Source organism: Shewanella electrodiphila (assembly GCF_023283985.1).
Lineage (GTDB): Bacteria > Pseudomonadota > Gammaproteobacteria > Enterobacterales > Shewanellaceae > Shewanella > Shewanella electrodiphila.
This window is the reverse complement of the sequence record NZ_JAKIKU010000002.1, coordinates 69,871-96,644: the sequence shown is the minus strand read 5'-3', so window position 1 is coordinate 96,644 and position 26,774 is coordinate 69,871. Positions and strand designations below refer to the sequence as shown.

At 40.5% G+C, this 26,774-nt stretch carries 17 protein-coding genes; 2 read left to right on the top strand and 15 right to left on the bottom strand.

All coding sequences use genetic code 11. The annotated features are described in order from the left end of the window. Positions 1-130: 130 nt before the first annotated feature. The 5 genes from L2737_RS03990 to L2737_RS03970 all read right to left on the bottom strand — a co-directional run bounded on the left by L2737_RS03990 (position 131) and on the right by L2737_RS03970 (position 6,667). Positions 131-412, bottom strand: a complete 282-nt coding sequence (locus L2737_RS03990; RefSeq protein WP_248954870.1) for a hypothetical protein — start codon at positions 410-412, stop codon at positions 131-133. Continuing rightward, the gene (secA2, locus tag L2737_RS03985; protein WP_248954869.1) at positions 388-2,715 is read right to left on the bottom strand and encodes an accessory Sec system translocase SecA2; all 2,328 of its coding nucleotides are present in this window, start codon (positions 2,713-2,715) and stop codon (positions 388-390) included. The genes L2737_RS03990 and secA2 overlap by 25 nt, the downstream gene beginning before the upstream one ends. 571 nt (positions 2,716-3,286) lie before the next feature. Beyond that, positions 3,287-3,793 carry a type II secretion system protein gene (locus tag L2737_RS22295; RefSeq protein ID WP_283108250.1) on the bottom strand — a complete coding sequence of 169 codons (507 nt, stop codon included), beginning with the start codon at positions 3,791-3,793 and terminating at the stop codon, positions 3,287-3,289. Positions 3,794-4,095: 302 nt separating this feature from the next. Further along, entirely contained in the window at positions 4,096-5,439 is a 1,344-nt protein-coding gene (locus L2737_RS03975; protein ID WP_248954868.1) for an MATE family efflux transporter, read from the bottom strand. Positions 5,440-5,677: 238 nt separating this feature from the next. Next, the gene (locus L2737_RS03970) at positions 5,678-6,667 is read right to left on the bottom strand and encodes a zinc-dependent alcohol dehydrogenase family protein (RefSeq protein ID WP_248954867.1); all 990 of its coding nucleotides are present in this window, start codon (positions 6,665-6,667) and stop codon (positions 5,678-5,680) included. Between the two features lie 228 nt (positions 6,668-6,895). On the opposite strand from L2737_RS03970, the gene L2737_RS03965 reads away from it, so the two are divergent. Further along, positions 6,896-7,789 carry a LysR family transcriptional regulator gene (locus L2737_RS03965; RefSeq protein WP_248954866.1) on the top strand — a complete coding sequence of 298 codons (894 nt, stop codon included), beginning with the start codon at positions 6,896-6,898 and terminating at the stop codon, positions 7,787-7,789. Positions 7,790-7,939: 150 nt separating this feature from the next. Here the strand turns inward: L2737_RS03965 and L2737_RS03960 are convergent, their stop codons facing one another. From L2737_RS03960 to L2737_RS03950, 3 genes are all read right to left on the bottom strand, one after another. After that, complete coding sequence (locus L2737_RS03960) at positions 7,940-8,812, bottom strand: B12-binding domain-containing radical SAM protein (RefSeq protein WP_229369390.1); 873 nt, start codon at positions 8,810-8,812, stop codon at positions 7,940-7,942. A 329-nt stretch (positions 8,813-9,141) separates the two neighbouring features. Beyond that, positions 9,142-9,543, bottom strand: coding sequence for a nuclear transport factor 2 family protein (locus L2737_RS03955; protein ID WP_229369392.1), 402 nt, complete (start codon positions 9,541-9,543; stop codon positions 9,142-9,144). Beyond that, positions 9,543-10,388 carry an enoyl-CoA hydratase/isomerase family protein gene (locus L2737_RS03950; protein WP_248954865.1) on the bottom strand — a complete coding sequence of 282 codons (846 nt, stop codon included), beginning with the start codon at positions 10,386-10,388 and terminating at the stop codon, positions 9,543-9,545. Before L2737_RS03950 ends, L2737_RS03955 begins: the two co-directional genes overlap by 1 nt. A gap of 770 nt (positions 10,389-11,158) precedes the next feature. On the opposite strand from L2737_RS03950, the gene L2737_RS03945 reads away from it, so the two are divergent. Further along, on the top strand, positions 11,159-13,129 hold the full coding sequence (locus tag L2737_RS03945; protein ID WP_248954864.1) for a BCCT family transporter: 1,971 nt from the start codon (positions 11,159-11,161) through the stop codon (positions 13,127-13,129). 196 nt (positions 13,130-13,325) lie between these two features. On the opposite strand, the gene L2737_RS03940 is transcribed toward L2737_RS03945, so the two are convergent. The 7 genes from L2737_RS03940 to L2737_RS03910 all read right to left on the bottom strand — a co-directional run bounded on the left by L2737_RS03940 (position 13,326) and on the right by L2737_RS03910 (position 26,597). Beyond that, positions 13,326-14,096, bottom strand: a complete 771-nt coding sequence (locus tag L2737_RS03940; protein WP_248954863.1) for an outer membrane protein OmpK — start codon at positions 14,094-14,096, stop codon at positions 13,326-13,328. Between the two features lie 409 nt (positions 14,097-14,505). After that, positions 14,506-17,082, bottom strand: coding sequence for an insulinase family protein (locus tag L2737_RS03935; RefSeq protein ID WP_248954862.1), 2,577 nt, complete (start codon positions 17,080-17,082; stop codon positions 14,506-14,508). A 161-nt stretch (positions 17,083-17,243) separates the two neighbouring features. Further along, positions 17,244-17,927: an RDD family protein gene (locus tag L2737_RS03930; protein ID WP_248954860.1), complete on the bottom strand. Its 684-nt coding sequence runs from the start codon at positions 17,925-17,927 to the stop codon at positions 17,244-17,246. 392 nt (positions 17,928-18,319) lie between these two features. Then, complete coding sequence (locus L2737_RS03925; RefSeq protein ID WP_102526104.1) at positions 18,320-21,457, bottom strand: efflux RND transporter permease subunit; 3,138 nt, start codon at positions 21,455-21,457, stop codon at positions 18,320-18,322. Further along, on the bottom strand, positions 21,454-22,719 hold the full coding sequence (locus L2737_RS03920; RefSeq protein ID WP_248954859.1) for an efflux RND transporter periplasmic adaptor subunit: 1,266 nt from the start codon (positions 22,717-22,719) through the stop codon (positions 21,454-21,456). The genes L2737_RS03925 and L2737_RS03920 overlap by 4 nt, the downstream gene beginning before the upstream one ends. A 1-nt stretch (position 22,720) precedes the next feature. Then, positions 22,721-24,103, bottom strand: a complete 1,383-nt coding sequence (locus tag L2737_RS03915; protein ID WP_157936176.1) for a TolC family protein — start codon at positions 24,101-24,103, stop codon at positions 22,721-22,723. Between the two features lie 379 nt (positions 24,104-24,482). Next, entirely contained in the window at positions 24,483-26,597 is a 2,115-nt protein-coding gene (locus L2737_RS03910) for a TonB-dependent siderophore receptor (RefSeq protein ID WP_248954858.1), read from the bottom strand. Positions 26,598-26,774: the final 177 nt, after the last annotated feature.

Sequence of the window (26,774 nt, the reverse complement as noted above, 5' to 3'; positions counted from 1 at the left end):
TTAATTTAGCAGACCCATTAATCTCATTGCTTCTGCTTCCCGTTATCAGCTTTATTGTGTGTTCGTTGTTGATATGCGGGTTGCAGTGGTACCAATTTAGAAGCATAAATGCTGTTTCCAAAGAGTTTGTTTAACTGGAGATTGCGGGAAAAGCAGCATAACTTAACACGCCACCCATTGTAAAAAGTAATGTCACTGCTTTTAATAAGTGGGTCACAGATAATAAGTGAGTCGCAGTTATTATCTGAATTCTGGACTTAATCGCAAATTGAAATGGGAATATTGGAGAGTGCAGCGGTGTTTGAGTTTGTATATTCTTACGCAAAATATTCATTTGCCCCAACATGTTCCCAAAAAATGAGTTAGTTACTCTACCTCCAATAAATTTTATGCTAACTTCAACTTCTTCCATATACTGGCTATAAACTGTCTGTCTACAGCGTCAAACGGATTATCAGCGACCACATAAGATGAGGTCGATTTTGTCATTGCAAATAATTCACTGTTGGGATTAATGCCGTTTTCGTCTATGGCAAGGTTATTGAACAAATCAACCACCACCGTTTTTAATTCTGCCAATAATTGTTCAAAAACTTGCTGCACTTGCTGGACAAACACATGGTAAGGCTCGTTACCACTTAACATGAAACTGGTGCCCGCTGTCCCCACTAAATTAATACCTTCTTTGATATAGTCAATCTCAGACAAATGCTGGACCCATAGTTTGTCGATGGCGTGCATAACTACAATATTCAGGGCTTCATTGAGCTTTTCATCACTCACGACTGTACTGAGACTTTGCCAACGCGGTGTGACTTTGCTTTTAAACTGCTCAGCCCCTTCCCCCAGTAAAATGTCATTCCGTAATTGGTGGATCATTTGCCTTTGTTGTTCAACCAAATCACTGTATTTGTATAACGCTTTGCGTCTATCAAGATCCGCGCCTTCTAGCACTCGCTGGCCGTGGGCAATTTTTTTGCTGATACGGGCATTAGATAGCAACTCCCCAGTGTCACTTTTGCCAGACAACAAGCCACCCTGCCCCAAGTGATTAAATAATTTGTCTTCAAGGCTGACAAAATATTGCGAAGACCCCGGCTCGCCTTGTCTTGCCGCCCGCCCCCGCAATTGATCATCTATCCGTCTCGACTCAAATCGGCTAGTGCCGATAATATGCAGGCCACCAGCCTTTTTTACTTGTATATTACTTGCAGTGTCTTTTGCCCCCAGTAAAATATCTGTGCCGCGTCCGGCCAAGTTGGTACAGATGGTAACGGCCCCCAAAGCACCCGCCTGAGCAATTATTTGAGCTTCCTGCTCATCATTTTTGGCATTGAGCAGACAACACTCAATCCCTTTTTCGACTAACAAAGCATATAAGTTTTCAGACTCACGGACATTGGGCGTGCCCACCAAAACAGGTTGCCCTGTACGTTGAATCAAGGATATTTCATTGCAAATGGCAATAATTTTTTCGGCTTTTGTACTGAACACCCGATCTGGCTTGTCTATTCTAATGCAGGGTTTACGTGGAGGAATAACACAGGTTTTTAATCGGTATAACTGCTCAAAATCTTGCGCTGCCAACACTGCTGTGCCGGTCATGCCGCTCACTTTCTTAAACAAACACATCAAATGTTGCAAGGTGATTGAACCTAGGGTTTGACCTTCCTTTTTGACTGGCAGACCTTCTTTAGATTCCAATGCCGATTGCATACCATCGGGCCAGCGATGCTTTTCTGCAATTCTGCCGGTGAATTCATCAACCAGTTTGATGCTGTTGTCTTTAACTATGTAATCTATGTCTTTGACCAGCAAAACCTCGACGTGCAGTGCTAGATTGACGCTGGTCAGCAAGGGCAAATTATCGATATCAAATAGGTTTTCACAGCCAAATTGTTGCTCTATTTTACGACTACCGCTTTCTGTCAAATGAACAGAGGTGCTAAATTCATCGACCGCATAATCGTTTGTTTTGTCTAATTGTTTAATTACCGTCGCAATGTGCGTCAGTTGATCATTGTTTTGGTGGATATCACCTGAAATAACCAGAGGAATACGGGCTTCGTCAATCAGAATCGAATCGGCTTCATCAACAATGGCAACATCTAATCCCGACAATACTTTTTGCTGTTTATAGTGCACCAACTGATCACGTAAGTAATCAAAGCCAACTTCTCGGGCTGTGGCATAAACAATGTCGCAGGCATGAGCTTTTTTGCGTTGTTTACCCGACATGCCAGCTTGGATCATATCCACGCTCAAACCAAAAAAATGATAGAGGGGCTGTAAAAAGTGACTGTCTCGTTTAGCCAGATAGTCATTAAAGGTGAGTACGTGAACTTTGCGGCCAGCTAATGCGTTAACAATAACGGGGGCAGCTGCGGCCAATGTTTTACCTTCCCCGGTTTTCATATCGACAATATAACCGTCATGTAATGCTAACCCTGCCAACATTTGGCTATCGAAGGGCCTCATGCCTAATAGTCTGTTTGATATTTCTGACACAAAAGCAAAAATTTTAACTTGAGTGGGTATATTCATTGGCGGGGAAATAGAAGCACACAGTGATTGTAGCTGTGCTTTGAGTTCATCATCACAAAGCGATTTCAATGTCTCGCTGAAGGAGTCTATTTGTGTCAACGTTCTCTTAAACGGTTTAAGGTCGGATTCAATCGATGACCTTTGCAGTTTTTCCATAACCCTTTTAAACATACTTCCACCTGTTTGTTTATGCTTAAATTATATATTGGTTGTGGAAAGGCTTAATTCAAGTCAAAAGCCTTTAAATCCTTGTTTTACAATCTATTCAATGCTAACTACCGCACCTAAAATAACTCCTAAAGCAATGATTTTGTTTCCAATTAATAAAGAAAACTTTAAAGTAAATAAGTTGAAAGTAAGTGGGTAGAGTGATTGGCAAGAGCAACTTAATCTAAAACTCATCAATTCAAATTAGGTCGAACCCAATGAGGTGAATGCTATATCAATGGGGACGGCAAGACGTTTGATGCAAGAAGCGAAAAGGGAAATGTTGTTGTTTTCCTTTCGTCTAGTATGGGCGAAGCGCCACGACTTTCTCAGCCATTAATACCGTAAAAAATTGAGAGTCATTGGATCAGATCCTGACCATAACGACTCAGGCTAAACAACTAATGTTTAGGGTTAGGATTAGGATTAGGGCTAGGCTTAGAATCAGCAGAGAGGATTGTGTTATCCCTCTCGGTAACTCATGCTGGAAGAATGCGATGATATAAGCCTTTGCCCAATTTACAGTTAGGCTAATTTAACAGTCATCATCGACTAGAGTTAATGTTTTAGTCGCTACTTGCTGTGTAGAGTCAACTGAAACACTATATCTTAAATAACAGGATGTTAGCGCTCTTGGCGTGACAAAATCTTCTTCAGGTTCCATATTATTAGCAAACGTAATCACATATGCAATATCTGGGCTTACACCTTGACCACCCGCCCATTCAGTCTTATCTAAATCCATTGATTCAGCCTGATTGTTCCACATATCTGCACCACTTTCATGCACAATGCCGTAGACTAGCGATATCCCTTCAGGAGTATCATAATCAGGTGATTTTTCTTCACCTTCTATTGCTGCTGCAGCAAAATATAGCGAATCGTTAGAATGAATTGCGCCTTTTAGACCATTTAAAGCACTAATACGTGCATCGCGTTGAAGGTTGATAAATTTAGGCGCTGCATATACCGCTAAAATACCTAAAATAATAATTACGACAACAAGCTCAATTAAAGTAAAGCCACGTAGTTTTTTGCTCATGTAACAGTCCGAAAAATAAGAATAAATAAATTATAACTCGATACATGTCGTCAAAAGGCCTTATTCCATATGGAATAAACAATATTCCATATGGGGTACTTGGATGTGTCAGGAGGGCCCCAAAGCAGGATCATTGGGGCGGAGAAAACTAATTAGTAAAATTCATCAATTCAAATGAAGTTGGAAGCTTGATTCCCAGCAAGGATTGTCCGAGTAAGGTAAGTATATTGATTGAAACAAGCTTAAACTCTACAGCAGTAACTTTATCGGGCTTTGAGGCCACAACAAGGCCTGAAGTTGACTCATTGAGCCACAGACAACTTAAATGACTCATTAGTTTTAGCCACTTTACCAAGTTGTCTTTTAAACAATTGCCAGCTTGTAAAGCCGGCTAAAAAATTACCGACTGTTGCACCAATTAATACACCTTTAAAGCCGTGAAACTCTGCGCCTAACCAGACTAACGGTAAGTAACAAGCTAACAATCTAATTAACGATATAGCTAATGCAAAGCTGGGTAAGCCAATAGCGTTACTGGCAGATACACAAATCATGCAAACGCCCAATGCGCCATAACTTATCGGGACTAAAGCAAGGTATTGCGATAACAAGGCGCTAATGCCGTCATCAGTGGTTAGTAAAGCCGAAACGGGCTCCGCCGCAAGAATAAACAATAATGCTAATAGCAATTGAAAACCTAAAATGACACTGACGGCCGTTTTTACCAATGCGTTAATTTCAGTGTAATTTTTTTGCCCTTTCAGCTTGCCAATCATCGGCGGGAGCGCCATGGTCATCGCCAATATCAGAATAATTAATAGGTATTCAACACGGCTTGCTAAGCCCCAAGAAGCAATTGCAGCATGACCAAACGTTGCCACTAAGGCGGTGACCACGATAGCTGAAACAGGCGGAATAAATTGGCTAACCATTGCTGGTGCGGTAAATTTACTGATGGAGCTCACCCCCATTTTTATGACATTTAACTTGGTAGGTAGCGCTATAAAATGCTTATCTTTTATTGAGTTGAATATGATGATTAAGCCAATAGCAAAAGCGACACAGCTTGCCCAAGCCGCACCAGACATCCCCATATCAAAGGTAAAGATAAAAATAGGGTCTAACACGATATTGATAATGCTGGTTATTACCATCACATTTCCAGGAATGTTAGTGTCTCCAAATGCGCGGCTAATGCTGTAACCAAAATACAATATTGCCCCTAACCAACAACTGATTAACCAAGGCAGCCAGTAGTTTCTTAACTGATTGAATATTGAGGCATCACCACCTAACGCTGTAACGACCTCTTGTTGAAAAAGCCACAGTAAACCACATAGCAGCAATAATAGAACGCTGCCCATAGTGAGAATAATCGCACTCAAAAATCGGGCATAACGGATTTTATTTTCACCAATGGCGGTAGACATACAGGCTGTTGCGGCAATGCCAATACCCACTTGTACACCAACAATCAATTGATAAATAGGAATTGAAAAGCCAACGATAACCAAAGGTTCATCGCCTAATTGACCGATAAAAGCACTATCAATTAATTGGCTGCCCATTATTGCAAGTAAGCCGACCAACATTGGCAATGTTTGATCGAATAAGGCTTTAAATTGAGAAGAGGTTAATGAACTCATTTACTAGTAGCTCTAGGGAAAATAAATAAGGTAAAGCGCACTCTACGTAATAAAAATCACTTTTAAAAAAACGAATAAACAAGAGAGTAAAAATAGTAAGCAAGTAATTTCAAAAACAATGGGAGCCTATATTGGGCTCCCAATTTTATCGACTTCACTGCTGCTTTTTACGCTTGCTATTTACAGCAACTTTTTACAATTGCTCTATACAAAAAATGAGTGTCACTAGGTTGCTAAATTATACCGATACAACCACTTTACCCATTGCTTGACCACTGGCTAAACGATCATGTGCTTTACCGATGTCAGCTAAAACAAACGCTGGCTCATCAACAACTGGGGTTAAATGACCAGCATCGACAATTTCTGCCAATTTAGCCAATATCTCACCATGCTTGTTACGTTTGTGGTTGTATAACATTGGAATTAGCATAAAGACTACATTCAATGATAACCCTTTAAAGTGAGCCGTTGTTAAGTCAATCTCAGCCATTGATACTGTCGTTGAAATTTGACCATTTAATGCCGCTGCTTCAAACGAGTTAAGCAAGTTTGCGCCGCCAATTGAGTCATATACCACATCAAAACCTGCACCCGCTGTGTGAGTCGCTACATATTCAGCAACCGTTTCAGCGGTATAATCAATTGATTTAGCACCTAGCTTTTCAATTAACTTAGCTTGTGCTTCACCTGTACCCGTTGCAAAAACGTCACTACCCAAATATTTAGCCAGTTGAATAGCAATATGACCTACGCCGCCTGCCCCGCCATGCACTAACACTTTTTGGCCTGCGCCAGTATTTGCTCTAACTAAGCCTTCATAAGCGGTAATCCCCACAAGAGGGAGCGCGGCAGCTTCACGCATTGAAATCGTTTTTGGTTTGTGGGCAATCAGTTGTGCATCAGCAAGCATAAATTCAGCTAGCGCACCTTGAATGTCGGCAAGACCACCAGCACAGCCGTAAACTTGGTCACCAACAGAGAATTGAGTAACCCCTTCACCAACGGATTCAATAACACCAGCGAAATCCATACCTAACACACCAGGTAATGCAGGAGATAGCGGCGCTAAATCTTCACCCATTTGACGGATCATCATGTCTACCGTGTTGACACTGGTAGCAGCAACTTTTACAACAACGTGTCCAGGTTTTACTTGAGGCTTTGCTAACTCTGCAGCCATAAAAACATCACTTGCGCCAAACTCATTAAGAATCATTGCTTTCATAATTTGCTCTCTTTTATATACGTTATGTACTTTTTGTTAGGTACTGTCTGTTAGGCAAAGCCTGTTATATACGGCCTGTTTATTAGATGAACAGAGTATATTTACAAAAGTAATTATTGATAATAGGCTCAGTTATTGAATCAGTTTTAATTATTTATTAATAATCAGCTAAACTATTAATAAGAGCTATTAGCAAAACCTATTGTCAACTAATCATGAGTAACAACGATGAACAATGATCACCTCAGACTCTTTGTACGCGTAGCATCAACTCAAAACATCAGTATGGCTGGTAACGACCTTGGGCTATCGCCCGCTGTGGCCAGTATGCATTTAAATAAACTAGAAGAGTCTTTAGGCATAAAGCTCATCCATAGAACCACTCGAAAGGTGTCGTTAACCGAAGAAGGAAGAGAGTTTTTACCTCATGCTGAAGAAGTGCTTAATGCTGTCGATAGTGCTAAAGCCTCTGTTGGAGTAGGCAGTTTTACACCCCAAGGAACAATCAGGATCACTGCGCCATCATCATTTGGGCGGATGCATATTGTGCCCGCACTTAAAGAGTTCGTAAAAGCTCACCCGCAACTCAAGGTGGATCTGAGACAAAGCGACAGCATCGTTGATATGGTTGAAGGCGGCTTTGATATCGCCATTAGAAATGCATCGTTAACTGACTCAACTTTAATCGCCAGAAAGCTCGCAACTGATAAACGAATCATTTGTGCATCTCCTGACTATATAAAGCAATTTGGTGAGCCTAAAACGCCTAGTGACATTGTTAATCATCAAACCATTAAATTGATTGGCATCGATCATTGGGATTTTGATACCCCAGAAGGCGTTCAAAAAATCAAACCTCAAAGTACCATCAGGATTGATAATGGTGAGTCAGTAAGAGATGCATGTATCGATGGTGGAGGCTTAACGATTTGCTCGATTTGGTGTGCTTACAAAGCATTAAACAATGGCCAGCTTGTGCAAGTATTAAAAGATTATCCGGTTCACTCTGACACCGCTATTTGGGCTGTATATCCGAGCTCACGATTATTAGCACCAAAAGTACGCGCCTTTATTGATTATTTCCTCAAGTATTATGGTGATAAGCCTTATTGGGAGTCATAGCTATAATCACGCTGTGTCGCAAACATTCTCAGCCATAAACAATCTCGATAATATACAATCTCGATAATAAACAAACAGGACATCCATACTCATGGATGCCCTGTCTATCAATTTTTTAAGCGTTCTAAGAAGTATTAACTTCCCCTACACCTACCAAGAAAACGTTTGGATAACATTATCTTGAGTTATCGGGTTATTCTTTATGTTGTCAACAATATGATTTTTAAAACGTGCTTGGTCTTTAGGTAACCAGCCTCGCATTGTCGCGATGTTGTTACCATGATCGCCCCAATAAAAAGTTTCAAAATTCAAATTATCTAATAGGTACTTCTCTTCTTCTAAAATTTGCAATGGCGTTGCTCTAACAAATTTTCCACTCGCCACATCTTGCTCTAATTCTGTGCCGGGTTGAATCGCAAGCCCCATTGGCGCAATTTCTTCCGGCTGAGTTAGGTTTAAGATATTGGTAGTCGCTTCAATATGTTCTTTAGAACGTGTTTTGCCACCTAAACCAAAAATAAATGAAGCTAATAACCTAATGCCAGCTTCTTTGATCATGTTGGCACCTTCAACAACATGTGCAGGTGTCATTCCTTTATTAATTTGCTCTAGTACTACCGCATCACCAGACTCTAAGCCTGCGTATACCATAGTTAAACCCGCTTTTCGCATTGCGATTAAGTCGTTAACTGATTTACGACGTATATTGTTATAGCCAGCATAGAGAGCAATGTTTTTAATTTCAGGAAATGTGTCAGTGAGTTTATTTAAAATCTTAATCAACATCTCAGCTCTAATCGCCATCACATCGCCATCAATTAAAAAGATTGATTCAACAAATGGGTGGGTTTTGCGTGCACTTTCTATATCAGCAAAAATATCTTCGATATCTCTGATACGAAATTTCTTGTCTCTAAACATGCTGCAAAATGTACACGTATTAATTGTACAGCCTATCGTAGTCTGAATGAGGATACTTTCAGCCTCCATCCAAGGGCGATATACCTTACCTTCATATTGCATGTGTTTTCTCCAGTTATCTATTCGATATAGGCTCTTAGGCCTAATCAGTGAAAACAGTATAAATTGCACGCAATACTTTAATAATACCTAAGATAACTGAATCAGTTTTAATGAATAGTTAATAATCAACACTGACAAATTCGTTCCACTAACTTCATTAAAGTTTCCTTAGTGCACCGTAACCAGCAAGTCCCAGCGTTCAACATTAGTAACACCGGCCCAATGTGACAAATAAGCTATTTACATAAACCCGCTGTAGGTCATCGATTTCTTAAAATCCCATAAAAAAAGAGGCCCATAAGTTTCCTTAGGGCCTCACTTTTAACTGACTAATCAAAAAATACCCGCCTAACTTGGTCGGTATCGGCATACTCTTTGATGGTTTCAATTCTTCCATCTTTTACAATAATTAAATAATGATAAAGGTTGTTATAACGCTTACCATTTTTAAGTTCGCCCAATGACTCAACCTCAACTGCAACACGATTATCATCAATCGTCCAAGCTTTCGTCGTCATCATCAACTGACCAACCATCAACTCTTTAACGCTTATCATTAAATCTTTTATACCCTGCTTATCCATTTCTCCTGAAATAGGTAAGCCACCTTGCTGTCCCATCATTCGCCAACGAACATCATCATCTAATAAAGACAAAACACCATCGATATCAGACTCAGTGAATAATTCGAAAAAACGAGACACAAGTTGCTTATGCCCTGCGGCGTTCATTAGTTAATGTCCTGAACATTCATCACTAACTCGTTCCACTTGCGTTGATTTTCAATATCGTGCTCTAAACCTTGTTCATCAGCAATAGTAAAACGCTTAATGGCGGGTGTTTTACTGGTTGCTTGGTACAACCAATAAGCTTCAGCTTTTAACGCTTCATCAATGGGTTTATCGATAGACTCATAAACAGCTTGCTTACAGGCATTGATTGACTCTGCAGGGAACTGCGCAATACGGTTAGCCAAGTTGTCGACGTACTCACCAATTTCATCGGGCTCGAGCGCTCTATTAATCGTGCCATAGGCTTCTGCTTCATCGGCATCAAAGTCACGCGCACTTAAAATAATCTCTAACGCTCTACCTAAACCAGCTTGACGTGCCATACGAGATGCCCCGCCACCACATGGCAGAATGCCCATACCCACTTCCATCTGCATAAATTTAAACTTACCACGAGCAGCAAAACGCATATCTAAAGCCAGTGCTAACTCATGGCCACCGCCTCTTGCGAAACCTTCAAGTTTTGCAATAGTCGCTTGGGGAACTTTACTGATCCGTTCACATACGGATTGTAAATCTAACAGCTGAGCCTCTTCACGGGATACCGCTTCTACAGACATATCTTTAAGTAGTTCAGTATCATAATGACAAACCCAAATTTCAGGATTTGCAGATTGAAAAACGACCACCTTGGTATTGCGATCTCGCTCTAAACGCATTGCTAAGCTATTCAAGTCGGCAAGCATTTCTTGTCCTTGAACATTGACCGCGCCAAAATCAAATGTAACCGTTAAAACACCTGCTTTTTGTTCCGTTGTGAATGTTTGAAAACCTGCATATTTCATAATTAACTCTCCATAGAATAACGTCATTTGAATACATAGTTAGCAGCTATTGCATTGCTTCTAACTTGTGAATTCATCTTAGGTTATTCACTTAATGTTTATTATCGGGCAAACACTGCAATCAGTTTCAACAAAATATTAACAATTACCTTTTAAATGAGTTAACAACTTGAGTAGGCAGAGCTTTTAATTACTTGAGGCATTATTGCAACATTCATCAGGTTGGCTAAAAGACAAAATAAAAGTATTGTTTTTTAAAGTTAGGTCGAAGCAGATACCAAATGAGATTCAATGTTGGATGTTCGCTATTGATAATTTCACCGTTCTTTCATCAATGAGTCGACATGTGCCATGTTATGGCTTAATGAACCTCTAAATAAGTAAAAGGCCTTTTTCTAGTCGATTGTGACAGGGGAATCCACAATGTTGGCTTTAAGTCAGTGCAACACACCTGGTCATTGCCGAGCGTTTAAGTCATAGCACCAACCAGAGATTGAATTAGTAGGTGCATAATTAGTGAGATCAAAGTCAGACCTCCTTCAACTTTTTCACATTTCCCCTAACAAGCTGTTACACTGCGCACCCTAAAAATTTGTTAGCCCTAAACGACACGAGTTTATCTTGCTTTCCCCCTAAACCCGTTGTCCCTGTGAGTGTGCGAATTACCCAATAAATGATTGCTTTAGCCGCAATCGATTAGAACATGCCTATACTTAGCTTGTGTTAACAATAAGTCTCAGCGTTCATAACCCCATATACAGGTCCCAATCATGTTTAAGAAATCGAGTATTTATCCTCCGGTTTTCTTCCCTTCTGTGCTGCTTATATTTGTCATGGTATTTATCTGTGCGGTTTGGCCAGAGCAAGCCAGCATCTTTTTCAAATCCATTCAAAGCTATTTAGAAGTCAAAGCAGGCTGGTTGTATATTGTTGGGGTCGCGATATTCCTTATCTTTATCATCTTTGTCATGGTCAGCCGTTTCGGAGATATCAAACTAGGTCCTGATCACTCCGTCCCTGATTACAGCTTTAAAAGCTGGGCCTCGATGTTGTTTTCTGCCGGCATGGGAATTGGATTAATGTTTTTTGGCGTTGCTGAACCCGTGATGCATTATCTCGCGCCACCTGATGCAACACCTGAGACACTGGAAGCCGCTAAAGAAGCCTTGAATATTACCTTTTATCATTATGGTATTCATATTTGGGCGATTTATGCCGTTGTGGCACTTAGCCTAGCGTACTTCTCATACCGTCATAAATTACCCTTACTGCCTCGGTCTGCGTTATATCCTTTAATTGGAGAGCGCATTTACGGCCCTATCGGCCATGCCGTTGATACGTTTGCGGTGCTCGGCACCATGTTTGGTGTCGCCACCTCTTTAGGTTTTGGCGTACTGCAAGTTAATTCAGGCTTAAGTTATTTATTTGATGGGGTGCCAAATAACCCAACAGTGCAGGTGGTTATCATTATGATTATCACCGCTATCGCAACACTCTCTGTTTTTGCAGGCTTAGACAAAGGCGTTAAACGCTTAAGTGTACTCAACCTCACGCTGGCCTTGCTGCTGTTAACTGCGGTTTTACTGCTCGGCCCGACCGTGATGTTACTGCAAGCATTTGTGCAAAATACCGGGGGCTATTTAAGCGATATTGTCGGTAAAACCTTTAATCTATATGCCTATGAGCAAAAAGATGATTGGTTAGGTGGCTGGACATTATTGTACTGGGGGTGGTGGATTTCATGGTCGCCATTTGTCGGTACCTTCATTGCTCGAGTTAGTCGTGGCCGTACCATTCGTGAGTTTATCGCTGGGGTGTTATTTTTCCCTACTGGGGTGACATTCCTGTGGATGACGGTATTTGGTAATAGCGCCATCGACCTAATCAGAAACCAAGGCGCAACCTATCTATCTGAAGCCGTATCAAGTGATGTGTCAGTAGCCTTGTTTAGATTTTTTGAGCATCTACCATTTTCGACCGCATTATCAGTGTTAGCCATTTTCTTGGTGGTAACTTTCTTTATTACTTCGTCTGATTCTGGCTCGTTAGTGATTGATAATTTAACCTCAGGCGGCAATGAGCAATCACCCGCAGGCCAACGTGTATTCTGGGCCATATTACAAGGGGTTGTTGCCAGCGTATTATTACTGGCTGGGGGGTTACAAGCACTACAAACAGCTGCCATTGCCAGTGCGCTGCCCATTATGATTGTCATGCTTTTGATGTGTATTGGTTTATACAAAGCCTTGCAAGATGATCGCTTAAAGCTTGAAAGCGTGCAGCAACACCATACTGGGGTTCAATTTGCCAAAACTAGCATAAGTTGGAAAGAACGAGTCAATATATTGGTGTCTCACCCCAGTAAAGAGGATGCGCAACAATTCTTGAATACTGTTGCTAAGCCTGGCTTAGAAGAAGTGGTAAAAATATTTTTAGCCAACAATACCCCTGCTGTTATTACTCAGCATGATAAACGGGTGCGATTATTAATTGGTAATAATGAAGCATTACAGTTTGCTTATGGTTTACGTATTCGCGCATTTACAATGAATGGCGCTGATATCGAAGGCTTTGCTAGCGAGCAGGATTATTACCGAGTAGAAGTATTTTTAGAGCACGGCGGGCAACATTATGATGTGATGGGATACACCCAAGAGCAAATAATCGCTGACGTGATTAATCAATATGAACGCTACCTGCACTACCAACATCTATCTAATTCTGAGTTAGTAACAGACTAATCTGATAGCTAAGTCAGTATGAGAATGTACTCATACTGACGCTATTGCTTAACCCAAGTATTCAGCTTGCAGGTGACATTCAGGCTATCGACACTTCAGTCACTTTACCTATCTGAATCAGTAAATTGATAGTGATAACCAGCCAGAACTCATTACATCTTTATGAATAAAGTTAAGTAATAAGTTAATCCAGACATTAGAAATGGTATTTAACGAGTAAGCTGGTTACGCTTTGGTCAGTATCAAAGCCTGAACTGCTTTTTATACCGTATTTATTCTTCCAATAATCATATTCAATACCGACTAATAACGCGCTATCACCTAGCCCCACTTGTTTGCCTAAGTCATATTTAAGCTGCGGGTTAAAGTGGAAGTTTTTCTCATAGCTGCCATCAGAATCGACTACCCAATCAATAAAACCATCAAATACGATCGTTGATTCGCCAACAGGCCAACTCATTTTCCATGCTGGAGTAATTTGCCATGTATCGCCATCACGGCCATCAGGTAAACGCTTATACATATTTAATTGGAAAAAATCGAAACCTGGAATCGCTAAATCAAAGCCTGCACCAATTAAGAATGATTCAACATCGCCTTCACCAAACTCAACCGTCGTTGCTAATAAAACATCTTTTACAAAACCCATTTCTACAGGTTTATCTAACATTTTGCTAAAGCTAAAACGTGGGGCGAACTCACCGTAATAGGTTGTTTCGCCATTTAAAAAATCTTCTTCGCCATTATATTTAGTAAAGTCCACAAACATGAACAAATCACCGATATTCCAGCCACTAGCATGTTCAAATGTGATCGTTTGCTGGGTTTTCGGGTTCACTTTAAAATTATCACCATACAGATAAGACAAACTATTATCTTGCCAATGGACTATCTCTGTTGAAGTTGCGTCATTTGCAGCAACAAAAGGAGCCTGACAAAGCAGTATCAAGGCGAGAAAACGTTTCATATTAAGTCCTTGTAAATATAAGTTTTGTAAAACATACAGTGATGATTTTGCATGTAAAACAGCAAACACCTTTTGTTCTTATTTCAGAACAGCTCCAACTATTATGACATTTTATTTACTCATCTTTAAGCATTGACCAGTTTAAAATCACAGACTCTGTTTTAATCCCTATTGATAAGTTCGTTGTGAATTTATTCATGATTTATATGAGGTATTTGTTGGAAGATGAAAAGGCAAAGGTGGTTTCAGCTCTTGCTCTGTTTTTGATTTGAGGTTTGAGGTTTGAAAGGAAACAAAACAGCTTTCTATACTGTTTTATTCCACAGAGTCAGTTGTGTTAATAATTTCCAGCTATGACTTACACATACCATAGTTAAGTAACAGGTTAATAATTGAATTAACGGTATGTTCATTGTTCTAAAATAGCCAATAAATCTTCTTTGGTTATGCCTTTGATTACTTGATTTAAACAGTTTTTATAATCACTCAATGAGCTGCCAACTTGTAAGACTTGAAGTGTGTAGTTCGTTGGCTCTCGCAGCAAATTATCTTCCAGTTTGCGTAGTGTATTCACTTTAGCCAGTTTGATACTTTCATCACTAAACAAAGTGCCTGAATCTAATTGGTCTTTAAGATAATCTTTCACAACTATTTCTAACTCCTTAGAAGAATGATGTGATGACTCGATAATGAAAGTTAATGAAATACCTGAATCTACACTTAAATGAGTGTCTGCAATGTATGCTAGCTTTCTTTTCATTCTCATTTCTGCCTTAAATGGCGCTGCAATAACTTCATTGAGTACGCTCAACACTGCCAGATCAAAAACAGGATTATCGTTCAGCCATAAAGAATATGCAGCAGCGTTACCAGCATTAGGGAAACCAACCACTTTAGTTATTTTCGCTTTCTCATCTGTTTTCTTAGGTGTACTTTTTTTAAGATTTTTAAATGGAGGGGTCCCTTTGTTGGGAACGAGAATGAACAGATCATCAGGTAAGTTACTGAGTAAAGATTTATATTGTTTTAAAGTCATACTTTCAACAATAGATATCAATGAGTCACTCGACATAATGCCAAATTTTAGTAAGTTCATGTTAAAGAAAGCTTGTTTAAATGCCTTGTCTTCAGCCTTACTTTCCAATTCAAAAATGACCTTTTTCTTTGCTTGCAAGAATGATTCGTTAGAAATAGAAGGATTAAGCACTTCAGTTAATACTGAATTCAAATATGTCATTAAGTTTGATTTTTCGCCACTAAACACAATCTTTATAAAGTCAGCATCCGATTTAAAATTCATTCTGTAACCAGCCAGTTTGGCAAAGTAGTCGTTATCACCTAATGATGTTTCCAAATAAGCTTTTAGCATAATACTCAACGACATTTTATCAATTAAGGTTAACCTTTCATCTAACGCTATAGTGACCAAAGCGTCACTTTCTAGTCCAAGTATTTCGCCTGAAAACGTTCTTTCTTTATGAATACCTAAATTCTGTTTCTCTGTAGTTTTTGATATAAAAATATTGGGAGAGGGAAATGCTAGCTCACTTAAAGAGGCTTTCATCCAGGTTGTAGTTTGTAACGTTGAGAATATTGATTGTGAATAAATAGTCTCGTAATAAGGCGTTATAAATGTCTCACCTTCTATCTCATTGGTAGTCAGAAACACCTGCATGTTATTAGGAGAAATATACTGTAAATAATCTTGAATATCTGACTGAGAAAGTGAGTCTTGTGAATAACCAAAAATAATAGGGTCTTCTTGAGTAAATAGCATTAAATCTGAAATATCACTTACCCAATCACCAGCATCTCGACTAATTTGTGTATTCATTGCTTGAGCCTGAAGGTATTGAAGCTCTGCATTAATATAGTGAGGATGGGTATTTGTATTCAGCATATTAATGTAAGCAAAAACAACGTTAATGACTTCCTGATAGTTTTCTTTTCCTTCATCGGTTAGCTGAATGTAAACATCCAAGACTTCATTGTAGCTATCGCCCTGAAATCCTGTCGACACAGAATGTGCTAACCCTTCAGCTTTTAGGTAACTTAAAATGGAGCCTTTAGTCTCGTGACCAATTAACTCAGCAACATACCTTGCTAATGACCGATTTTTTTTATCAAATCTTGTTGGAATATTAAAGCGTATATCTACACTCGCGTTCGCAGATTTAGCATCTATTTTATAAAGGGAACTTAGTTGACTAGTATCGTGAAGGTCAACACGTTGAAGCTTCGGTATATTACCGCGGTCTAGTCTGCCAAATGTTTTGCTTACTAACTTTGCAGCCTGCTCATAATTCTGATTTGTATAAATAACTAAAACCATATTATTTGGGACATAGTAAGTACTATGAAACTGCTGTGCGGCTAACCTCAACTCTTGAGAGCTGCCATTCAAAGACGCTTTATTACCCGTCCCAAAAAGCTTGGCGCTATTTGCAGTTGACGTTGTCGCTCTTATGACAGACAAAATCCGCTGCCATTCACTTGTTTTACCCGTTAAGAACTCCTCATTAACTTCAGCGACTCCGATATCTACAACATCTACGGTGAGCAAGGGCTTAAATAGTAAATCTGATAATCGTACTAGAGATTGATAAAGATACTCATGCTCAATTTGTAAGTGATATCGAGTATTGTCTGGTCTTGTTGATGCATTTGACCATCCGCCTGCTGATTTGACAAAATCGTCCCAATCAGAGGGGGCAGGAAATGCGGTACTTCCCATGAAAACAGCGTGTTCAAGAAGGTGTGGTAACCCCTGATATTTTTCTGGGCTATGCCTTTGACCTGCGCCAATATTGACAGAAATAGCACTCGAGGTGGCTCTGGGATCAGAGATAATATTAACTAATAAACCGTTATCTAATTGCAGACTATGCGATAGTTCTGATGATGCCTTGCTCAGTGTTAACAATGGGCTAGCCGCAACTGCCGAGTTTGTAAAAAACATCAGCACAAGTAGTTTCAATAACTTCAATTAATACCTTCCAAGTTGGTAGTAGTACATCCAGTAGATTAAGTCTGCAAGCTTGTTTTCTTTAGGTGAAAATGATGGGAAATATCCACAATATTTATCAGCGTTTTAGGCTATACAATTGCAATAGGTAGCGAATTTAATAAAGCCGTTAATTGAATCATTTAATCATTCGTGATGACCACTACCGTCCTGCCAATAAAATCGTGTACTGCGCGGCGTTTGTCATTTAAAAGCATGGTGATGAATTCTGAAATGTTCCAACCTAACGCAAGTATTCCTATAAATAGTAGAGTGAAAATTAATGGTTCGATATTAGCAATATTAACTTTCAAACTAACAACGATAAGCAACAGTCCAATTAAACAAAATCCTAAGCTAACAGACTCCCTTAAAATAGATTGGTTTAAACCAATAGGAGTTTCATCTTCATGATTTACTACTTTTACGCCTGTACACATTTTACCAACTGTTTGTCCATAAAAAGCATGCATGAATATATAGTAAATAATGATCTGTAAGCCGTGTAATGACTGTTGTAATTGATCGTTTAAGTTAAATTCTACCCCGAAAATTAAGCACTCAAGATACAATATTGGTGCTAAAAAAAAACCATCAATAATTGCTGCGCCTAGGCGGTGCCAAAAGGTCGCGTATTTATTGGTGATTGCCTTTTGTTCTTCCTCGACAGCTTCTCTTGGTGATGCTTCTTTTGGAGAGGCTTCGTAGATTTGGATCAGCCTAGCGACTTCGTCAAAACGGTCTCGGTATATTGTCTTATCAATCTGATTACGCACATCTAGCAGCTCACCATACGTATATGATGAAAAATCAGGCATTCTATCCATAGAAATGGTTATTCCTTTTACATTTATTAACAACAAATCACGCTGTATTTTTAATATCTACAAGCCATCTTTAAAATCAGCTTTGGCTACTACTTCACATGAGTATAATTTTTTACAGCATCCATTCGTTACATTTAATCAACAATTTAAGGGTGAAGTAAACGGTGCAGGTTCTAGCTGCCTAAAATTCAAACAGATATTAAATTCCCTCCCCATTACCCCCATTAACCTCAATAAATAATCGAACGGCATCATTGTTTGGTTTAACACGATCAAAAAAGGGGAACAATCTCTGTTCCCCTTTTTGTGTCTTCGCTAATATAGACATTCAGACTAATTTAGCCCCACAGCTCTATGCGATATACGACGTACAATATATACGATATGCAGAACTAAGATTTAGCCACACCAAAAGCATCATCAAACGTCTGGTCTAAACTTGCGTGATCCACTTTATTGCCCTTTAATCGCTCAACCACAAGGTAATTAACTGGCACCAAAATCAAGGTGATAAAGGTGGCAAAGATAATCCCGAAGCCTAGTGAAATCGCCATTGGAATTAAGAACTGCGCTTGGGTAGATTTTTCGAGTAGCAAGGGCATCAGACCAATAAAGGTGGTTAAACTGGTCAACATAACCGGTCTAAATCGTTTTGTGCCTGCGGTTAATACCGCCTCGGCTAATGGCATACCTTCAATACGTTTTTTATTGATAAAATCCACCAGCACTAACGAGTCATTAACCACAACCCCCACCAGAGCAAGCATCCCTAAAATACTGAAAATGGTGAGTGGCGATCCCATAAACCAGTGACCGAGTACCGCACCAATTAAACCAAAGGGGATCACACTCATCACAATTAGCGGCTGAATGTATGACTTAAACGGTATCGCCAATAGGCTATAAATCATAAACAACACAAACACCAAGCCCCACTGCAATGAACCAAAGCTGTCTCGTTGCTCACGCGCTTCGCCTTCAAGCGAATGGCGCACACCAGGATATTGCTGCACTAAACCATCAAGATAGACCTTAAGATCGGCTTGAAGTACTGTCATATTCGTGTTGTCTTTATCCACATCCGCAGTGACATTTAACACTCGATAGCGATCGATTCTTCGAATACTAGATGGGCTTTTACCTGAGGTCATTTTCGCCACATGGCCAAGCGGCACTTGTGTGCCTTGACTGGTGGTAATCAATACCTTTTTAAGGTCATCCAATGACTGACGTTCATCCAATGGCAAACGTAACATGACCCGCACATCATCACGGCCACGTTGTATACGTTGTACTTCGGCGCCAAAATAGAAACTTCTGACTTGGCTTGAAACTTCCTGACGGGTTAAGCCTAAGGCTTTACCTTGCTCGGTTAACTCAATTAACAGCTCTTCTTTACCGTTAGATAAACTGTCGGCAATATCAAATACGGTCGGATAGGTTTTCAAGTGTTGTTTCACTTGGTCGGCAATTTCTCGCAATGTCTCAAGGGAATTCGCACTTAACTGCACATCAATTGGATCAGAGCTTCGGCCGATTTCAGCGCGATAGGTCACAGACTCCGCACCCGGAATATCACCGACACTACGGCGCCACTCAGTTAGTAACTGCCGTGAAGTAATATCTGACTCACGCTTTTCTGCAGGGGTGATTTCAAAACGAACGCCCCCCGCATTTGATGTGCCACCACGGCCACCTGTGGTCGCTAGAATATTAATGATCACACTCTCGCCCGTATCTTCATCTCGATACTTTTCTTGCAGCGCCTCAGCTTTAGCGGCAATAGCAATAATATGTGCGTTAGTCACCTCAAATGGGGTGCCTGCTGGCATGGTCAAGTTAAGACGTACCGTTTCACTGGGAATGCGCGGGAAGAAGGTAAACTTGGTCCAGCCCGTAGCCAGTAATGCTGCAATAATCAGCAAAATACTCAGGAATAAACTTAACGTAGCAGTTTTATGCTTTAGCGCTATGCGCAAGAATGGTTGATAAAACTTAATAATTGCATGTTCAAACCCATCTGCGAATTTTTGCTGAAACACCTCAAACTTATTGTATTGGTCCTTATCGTTACGCAGTTTAATGTACTTAAGGTGAGCAGGCAGAACAAACTTAGATTCGATTAATGAGAACAATAAAACTGGGATAACTACAATCGCAATCTGGCCAAATATCGCCCCTCGATTCCCCTCGATAAACAACATAGGTAAAAAGGCAGTAATCGTTGTAAGAATACCAAAGGTCACGGGCGCAGCCACTTCTTGCGTACCCAAAATAGCCGCATGTTCGCCATTGGGAGAAGTCTTAAGGTGAGTATAAATATTCTCGCCGGTCACAATCGCATCATCGACCACAATACCCAGTACCAGAATAAAACCAAATAAACTGATGACGTTTAATGAAACACCAAAAAACGGCATAAAGATAAAAGCGCCCATAAAAGACACTGGAATACCGATAAACACCCAAATCGCAATGGAAGGACGTAAAAACAGTGTCAGCAATAGCAGAACCAAAATACCGCCCTGCAGTGCACTGCCTGTTAACGTGGCAATACGGTTTTTAACGATTTCAGAATCATCATCCCAGTAGCTAAGGCCATAACCTTCAGGCAGTGTTGCCTGACGTGAATCAATATAGCCTTTGACCTGATCAGCAACATCAATCGCACTTTGCTGGCCAATACGATAGACATCAATAAAGGCAGCCTGCTGGCCATTAAAACGGGTTCTTACTGGGGTTTCTTCAAAACCATCTTCGACATTAGCAATATCACCTAAGCGAATAATGGTGCCATCTGCAGCAGATTTAATCGCGATATTGGAAAACTCATCTTTGTAATAAGCTTGGCCTTTTGAGCGCAGTAAAATATCGCCGCCTTGGGTTTTTAAGTTACCCGCTGAGATATCGGTACTGGAGGCATTAATTGCTCGCGACACTTCACTAAGGGTTAAATTGTATTGGCGTAACTTGTTTTGCGATAACGCTAACGACACCTCATAGTTACGCACCCCGCTTAAATCCATTTGGGTCACGCCATCAAGTCGCAGTAATTCATCACGCACGACTTCAGCAAACTCAATGGTTTCTTTTTCGCTGTATTTACCTGTTACCGTCACTGCAATCACTTCACGCTTTCGCTGGGCAAGCGCTATTACAGGTTTTTCAGCATCAGCAGGAAAGGTATTAATCGCATCGACTCGACTTTTAATATCGGCCAACATGTCACGTGGGTCGTAGCCACTATCAACCTCAATCGTCACCCGAGAGGATGACTCAGATGAACTCGACGTGATTTTTTCAATTCCTTCTAAATCTTGCACCGCTTCTTCAATGCGAATTGTCACCCCTTTTTCGACATCTTCAGGGGTAGCTCCACGCAGCGAGACACTTACTGATATTCGTTCAGATTCAACCGTTGGAAATACCTCTAGCGGGATCTGCGTAGACAATGAACCTAAACCTAATACCAGTAGCAACAGCATCAACAAATTGGCTGCGACATGGTTTTTAGCAAACCAAGCAATCATGGTCGTTGCTCCTCTTTGGTCGCTTTATCTGCTGCCTTATCTGCGATTAGCTTAGCTTTAGGCGGCTTATCACCTCGACGCGGACTAGGTTCACCTTTATCAGACTGAGCGGCTTTACTCGCTTGGCCCACGATTGAGACTGGCGTGCCAGAACTCACTTGACCAAGGGAAGTCGTTACCAATTCATCGCCACTTTGTAAGCCTGCACTAATTACTGAGTCTTGGCTGTTTTGCCATCTTGTGGTGATTTCTCTGCGCAGTAATACGCCGTCATTTACCACATAGACATAAGCGCCTTGATAAATAGCTTTAGTTGGAATAACTAACGCTTGCTTAAGTTTTTTACCGGCAATATTAGCTGTCAGGTATTGTCCAATTTTAAGCGGCATTTGCTGACTTGCTTGATACACAAATGGGTCGTCAATTTGCGCGACAACGTAAAGCTGCTGCGAGTTACTGTCGATGGCCCCTTCAGTGCGAATGAGTTCTCCTTCCCACTTTTGCAGGCCAATTAAATCCGACTCAAAACTTACTTTGGCAACGCTTTTCTTACCTTGCTCAGGGAGCTCAACTAAACCTAAATCGCTGTTGTTAATCGGTAAGCGAATTTCAACATAATCGGTTGCGTAAATAGTGGCTAACTGGCCATTGGTTGACACTACGCGACCCACATCAACATGCTTTTCGAGTATTCGTCCTGAAAATGGTGCGACTACATGAGTTCGCTCTAGTGCTAAATTGGCTTTCTCTAATGACGCTTGATTAGATAACATCGCCGCTCGCGCTGCGGCTAATTGTGGCTCACGTAATACCAATGAGGTTGGCTCACGGCCATTACTAAGACGCTGCCAATCTGCAAGTGCCTGATTGGTGCGGGCTTGTTCTTCTAACAATTGTTGTCTCGCCAGCATTAATCCAGATTCGGCAATTTTTACTTCTGCTTGATAATCTCGGTCATCAAGCTGGACTAACACTTCCCCTTTTTCAAAAAAGCCACCTTCACGGAAGTTAGGGCTAATAGATAAGATTTGCCCTGATGCTTGCGTCACTAACACACTTTGGGTACGCGGTTTTACCACGCCAAAGCTGCTCACCTGAATCTGATAATCCTGCGGTTTAACTATCAGTGTTTCTACCGACATTGCAGCCACAGCCATTGGTTTGCCACGTTTGCTACTTGGTGGATTTGAAGTAATCACTATGATACTGACGATAGCAATCGCAATAATGCCTGCGGGGATAAGGTATTTCTTATTCATCATATTATTCTTCTTCTGTAACACTCGCATCCAGATCGCCACCTAAAGCTAGGTGTAGTCCGATACGGTTGGCAATAATTTGGTTTTTTAAGCTAATGACTGAGCTTTGGGCAACAAAGGCGCGCGTTTGAGCATCCAACACAGTGGTATAGCTGACTAGACCCACCTGGTATTGCTCAAATGATAACGTTTCAGCTTGAATAGCATTTTCTTGAGCTTTTAAAGTCGCGCGATATTGTTGCTGCAGACTGGCATCTAAATCTAGGTTGTTCTCAACCCGTTCAAAAGCGTTAAACAAGGTACTGAGATACTGTTGCTCTTGCTGCTTCAGCTTTAATTTCTGTTGTTCTGTGAGCGACGCTAATCGACCCGCATTAAAAATAGGTGCGGTAATACCAGCAAACACAGACCATGAGCTGTAGTCACCACTTAATAAGTTGGCAATGTCACTACTGGCAGTGCCAATATCGGCCCCTAAACTCAATGATGGGTATCGCTGTTTTTGGGTATAAGCCACTAACGCATCTTGCGACAGTAGTTGGTACCAAGCAGCTTTTAATTCAGGTTTGCGTTTTACTAACTCACTGGGCACGCCAATTTTTATCCCTTGTGGCAGCAATGGTAGTTTTTCATCAATCAATAATTTGCCCGCAGGATAGCCACCTAACAGTCGCTCTAGGGTTCTGACATCTTGATTTCGCTGACTGCGCTGGGATAGCAGATTGGAGTTTTCAGTATAAAATTCATTTTGTGTTAGATAGACATCTAATGCGGCATTTAAGCCTTGCAGATAACCTGATTCAATAATCTCAAAATTCAGGCGAGCATTTTCAGTGCGGCGCTCAAACAACTTCACTAGTTCATTTGATGTCACTACCTTGTAATAGGCAATGACCAAATCTGCCACCAAAGCATCTCTTGCTTGCTGATAGTTAGCTTCAGCGGTTAATAAATTCAGTTTTGAGGCTCTGGCGTTATCAGATAATTTACCCCAGATATCGAGTTCATAACTTAAGTTTAGACTCAGGCTATTAGCACTAGAAGACGCATCATTATCGCCACTTCGGGAACTATTCGCACCAAGGTTTAGCTCAGGCCAAAAGCTTGAATCGCTCACATTGAGCTGCTGCTTTTTGACCTCAACTTCTAATGCTAGCTGTATGAGTGCTTGGTTGGTGTTTAAGCCAATGCTGATAAATTCTAATAACTGATCTGTCGCTATTGGTGTTACCCAACTTTGATTGTCTTTTAACGACTCAGCATCGGTATGCCAAGAAGGAGGAAGTTGCGGCTTAACCAAGGGCTCATCGACATAGGATGAGCTGGTGCAAGCAGACAAAATGACCAGCGAAGTTGCTAAAGCCACTTTAGTGAAATGTCTTTTCATCAATTGGAAATCCATTTTCGTTATTATTATGCAATTCATTATTATTGAGATGTTACGCAATTGATTCTAAATAGTTCACATTTTAAAGAAAATAGCCAAACAATAACTTTGCATAGCTTTACAAAGCGCTTCTAGTTACCCGCCTATGAACATCAATACATCAATACATTAATGATAGTGTAATGAAAAGTGAGAAGAGAATTAGCTGAGAGATAGGAGGGAATTAGATATAACATTGAATGAATAATGTCATGATGACATATCCCCGTCCGTTTTAAAGACAACAAAAAAGCGACCTAGGGTCGCTTTTTAATGTTAACTGTTGTCAATGAGGACTGCTGCCGAAGTTCAACAACGCAGTAGCAAGTCTAAGCAGCGATTAAAACTGGTACTTAACACTCGCGGTGAAATTAATCGGCTCACCCGGCATAGTCCATAACTTATGGTACGAGCTTTCAAAATACTGCTGATTAAATAAGTTATTTACATCAATCATCAGACTAAATCTGCTGGTTAAATCTACCGCCGCAGATAAGTTAACTAAGGTGTATGCAGGTAGAATATAGTCTGGGTCGGTTGTCTCACCTAGGCGGTCACCAACATAATTTACTGTGGCGCCAAAGTAGGCTTCTTTACCCATAATGTCTGTGTAATGTCTTAAAGCAACATGACCGACATGCTCTGCAACGTTGATTAAGCGTGAGCCTTTAGGAATTGGCACACCCCAGTCGTTATCAATCAAGTCTTTCGCAGTTCTTGCATCAGTATATGCGTAAGCGAGTTCAAGACTGGTATCATCGGTCAGTAATGTGCTCAGCTGAAATTCAACGCCCTGACTTTCTACTTCACCTAATGTGGCAGATAACCCTGTATCAGGCTCCGCTGTTAGCATATTGGTTTTGCTTGCGTCATAAAGTGCGAGGCTACCTGAAAATCTATCGGCGACATTTTGCCACTTAAGGCCCACTTCAAACGACTTAGTTTGTTCAGGTTCAAAGGCATTTCTGTCTGAATCTAGACCAGAGTTCGGTCTGAACCCTTCTGCATAGCTGGTGTACACATTGATATTGTCACCTAATTCATAAACAAATCCAAAACGCGAAGACACTTCAGTTTGGTCTTGTTCGTGTTCTTCGTTATCCAGTTTGTTCAAAATTTGCTGATTAAATCGATCAACCCTGAAGCCCAGCAATAATTTTGCTTTATCGGTTAACTCAATCAAATCTTGCGCATAAAAGCCAACACCTGTTTGCTCTTCTGATGTCAATGTCGTTGGTGATGTTTCAGGCTGAAACATAGTGTAATCAGGGTTGTTCGGGTCAATCGAATAAGTATCGTCACCTGAGCCCCAAGCTGTTCGCCATACTCGGTAATCAGTGTCTAACTGGAAGTTATAATAATCTAATCCAACTAAAAGATTATTCTTAAACCCTCCTAATTCTACGTCACCACTGATCTCGAAGCGCGCTGACAAATCTTGTGCTTGATAGTCACGCTCTCTTCGTTGTCTTGATAGCGTATTTGGATCGTTATAAATCAACTGGCGACCGTCAGAAAGCTCTGCATCTGAAGACTGTCCTTTAAACGATGAATCTCGATAAGCTAAGCCAGTTAATAAGTGCCAATTATTATTAAGCTGATGATTTAATAATAATTGGTGACCTAGTGCCTTAACGGTATGGTCGCCATCTCTGGTGTCACCATAAAATGCCGAAGTATCAACAGCATCAAAGTCATTATCTAAAACGTATACACCACGTTCTAACCGCTTACGTTGATCGAGAATTTCCATTTCATAGCTTAAGCTAGTGGCATCTGAAATATTCCACAAAAGAGACGGACTTAAGTTTAAGCTTTGAACATCAACATGATCGCGATAGGTATCTGAATCTTCATAAAAACCATTGATACGGTAAGCGACATCATCACTAATGCCTTTAGTGTGGTCAAACTCAACTTGCTTAGTATCGTAGTTACCTAAAGTCCCTTGAATATAGCCTTGTTCTTCAAACTGAGGCTTTTTAGTAACGATATTGACTGTACCACCTGGCTCACCTTGACCGTACAATGCCGAGCCTGGTCCTTTCATTACTTCAATGGTTTCAATATTGGCGGTATTTCTATTACCGTTATAACCCCGTGAGTTAAAACCATTCACTAAGTAACCTGTTGGATTGTTTTCATCCCCAGAAAAACCGCGAATAGCAAAGCTATCAAACATGCCACCAGAATTGTTTTGTCTTACGATACTTGGAGAAAAATCTAAGGCATCCATAAAACGAGTAATACCCTCGTTTTTTATCGTGTCAGCATTAATTCTATCGACAGCTTGTGGTGTATCAATCAATGGCACATTACCGCGATATGGCTGCCAATGTCTTCTCACCTCAATACGTTCAATATCATCATTCATTTCTGACGTTTGGTTAATATTATCCTGTGCTATCGCGCCATTAGAAATGACAATTAGTGAACATAAAAGCTGTTTTTTCACGTGCTTTTCTCTGTGAGGGGTTGATTTGAAGCGCGATGTTACAACATATCATTTTAATCGTCAAAGCTAGTCCATGAATTAATTGTTACTGTAAGTGCTACATAGTAATAAGCACTAATTTAATACCTCAATTTTTTAGGGTTCATGAGGTATAAGGTCACTCAATACCAATAGGCT

Coding starts and splice junctions, on each gene's coding strand:
- L2737_RS03990 (WP_248954870.1), bottom strand. CDS start 412: ATGGAAGAAGTTGAAGTTAGCATAAAATTTATTGGAGGTAGAGTAACT.
- L2737_RS03915 (WP_157936176.1), bottom strand. CDS start 24,103: ATGAAAAGACATTTCACTAAAGTGGCTTTAGCAACTTCGCTGGTCATT.
- L2737_RS03975 (WP_248954868.1), bottom strand. CDS start 5,439: ATGAGTTCATTAACCTCTTCTCAATTTAAAGCCTTATTCGATCAAACA.
- L2737_RS03920 (WP_248954859.1), bottom strand. CDS start 22,719: ATGATGAATAAGAAATACCTTATCCCCGCAGGCATTATTGCGATTGCT.
- secA2 (WP_248954869.1), bottom strand. CDS start 2,715: ATGTTTAAAAGGGTTATGGAAAAACTGCAAAGGTCATCGATTGAATCC.
- L2737_RS03950 (WP_248954865.1), bottom strand. CDS start 10,388: ATGAAATATGCAGGTTTTCAAACATTCACAACGGAACAAAAAGCAGGT.
- L2737_RS03970 (WP_248954867.1), bottom strand. CDS start 6,667: ATGAAAGCAATGATTCTTAATGAGTTTGGCGCAAGTGATGTTTTTATG.
- L2737_RS03955 (WP_229369392.1), bottom strand. CDS start 9,543: ATGAACGCCGCAGGGCATAAGCAACTTGTGTCTCGTTTTTTCGAATTA.
- L2737_RS03930 (WP_248954860.1), bottom strand. CDS start 17,927: ATGGATAGAATGCCTGATTTTTCATCATATACGTATGGTGAGCTGCTA.
- L2737_RS03940 (WP_248954863.1), bottom strand. CDS start 14,096: ATGAAACGTTTTCTCGCCTTGATACTGCTTTGTCAGGCTCCTTTTGTT.
- L2737_RS03960 (WP_229369390.1), bottom strand. CDS start 8,812: ATGCAATATGAAGGTAAGGTATATCGCCCTTGGATGGAGGCTGAAAGT.
- L2737_RS03965 (WP_248954866.1), top strand. CDS start 6,896: ATGAACAATGATCACCTCAGACTCTTTGTACGCGTAGCATCAACTCAA.
- L2737_RS22295 (WP_283108250.1), bottom strand. CDS start 3,793: ATGAGCAAAAAACTACGTGGCTTTACTTTAATTGAGCTTGTTGTCGTA.
- L2737_RS03945 (WP_248954864.1), top strand. CDS start 11,159: ATGTTTAAGAAATCGAGTATTTATCCTCCGGTTTTCTTCCCTTCTGTG.
- L2737_RS03925 (WP_102526104.1), bottom strand. CDS start 21,457: ATGATTGCTTGGTTTGCTAAAAACCATGTCGCAGCCAATTTGTTGATG.